Genomic DNA, 1378 nt, shown 5'->3' on the forward strand with positions numbered 1-1378 from the left:
GTGCCGGCCGAGTTGGTGGAACGCCCACGAGTGCAGTGTGACCCGCTGGGGCCGTCGGAGCCGTACCCGGTCGCGGATGCCCGTGAGGTTCTCCAGGGCGATACCGCGGCCGGTGCGTTCGGCCTCGGTCACGATCTGCTTGGCGATGCGGTGGTTCGTGTTGGCCGCGAACCGGGCTTCCTTACGCCGGCGGGCCTTCAGCAGCCGCTTGGCCGACTTGGTGCCGATACGCTGAAGTTTGGCCCGTAGCCGCTGGTTACGGTGACGCACCCGGTTCAAAGCCTTGCCGGACTGTCGGGTGCCGTCGTTGGTGGTGGCGATGTTCGCGATGCCCAGGTCGACGCCGAGGAACCCGTCAGGCTCTTTCACCTCGACGTCCGGGATATCGCAGGTGGCGTACAGGAACCACTTGCCGTCACGGCAAACAAGGTCGGACTCGCCCTTGCGGTGGACGGCCAGGGTGGCGTACTGCTGCTGTGAGCAGCCGAAGCGAACCTGGTTCAGCCGGCCGCCGACGGCCCAGATCGACACTGTGCGGTCGGCGATCTGCCACGACAGACACCGGTCGTCGAACGGCTGCGCGGCATCCCGGCGGAACCCGATCGGCTTCGACTCGGCCTTGCGGCGGCGTTTCGACCCGGGCTTGCCCAGGCTACCGGCGCGGATGTTGGCCGTCAGGGTGGCGTACGCGCCGGCGACCTTGCGAGCGACATGGATCGCAGGCTGCGCCGACAACCCCATCGCCTTCAACCGCCCGTAGGTAAGCCGTTGCAACGCCTGCTTCCCATAGACCCGCCGCTGGAACGCTTCCACCGAGGCGAGATTCGCGGCCTCGTTGCACAGCACCAGCGTGTCCCGCAACGCCGCCTCCTGGCCGGCATCCGGGAACAGCCGCACCTGCACAACGATCTTCACCGTCCACAGTATACCATCTTATCTATGTCACCCCGATGGGCCCCGGATCCGGATATTCGCCGTGGCCGCAGCGTCGTCTACAACCTGCACGTACATCTTGTCTTCGTCACCAAGTATCGGCGGGACGTACTCAATGACGCCATGCTCACCCGGTGCGGGCACATCATGGCCGACGTGTGCGACAAACTCGGCGCGCACCTGCGGGAGTTCAACGGCGAAGACGACCACGTCCACCTCCTCGTCCACTATCCGCCAAAACTATCGATATCGACCCTGGTCAACCGACTCAAGGGCGTATCCGCGCACTACCTGCGGCAGGAGTTCACGGGCCGGATCAACCGGCACATCATGCACGGCCACCTGTGGTCGCCGTCGTACTTCGCCGGATCGTGCGGTGGGGCACCCCTAGCAGGCATCCGCGAGTACATCGAAAACCAGAAACGCCCAGGCACGTGACGCGATT

2 protein-coding genes are annotated in these 1378 nt (G+C 65.4%); one reads left to right on the top strand and one right to left on the bottom strand.

The window, feature by feature from the left end:
• Window positions 1-915: transposase (locus tag AB0H57_RS32830; protein WP_357512635.1), on the bottom strand; the 915-nt coding region annotated here is incomplete at its 3' end.
• A 24-nt stretch (window positions 916-939) separates the two neighbouring features.
• On the opposite strand from AB0H57_RS32830, the gene tnpA reads away from it, so the two are divergent.
• Window positions 940-1371: an IS200/IS605 family transposase gene (gene tnpA / locus AB0H57_RS32835; protein WP_357512636.1), complete on the top strand. Its 432-nt coding sequence runs from the start codon at window positions 940-942 to the stop codon at window positions 1369-1371.
• The last annotated feature ends 7 nt before the right edge of the window (window positions 1372-1378 follow it).

Source organism: Micromonospora sp. NPDC050686, from assembly GCF_040654475.1.
Lineage (GTDB): Bacteria > Actinomycetota > Actinomycetes > Mycobacteriales > Micromonosporaceae > Micromonospora.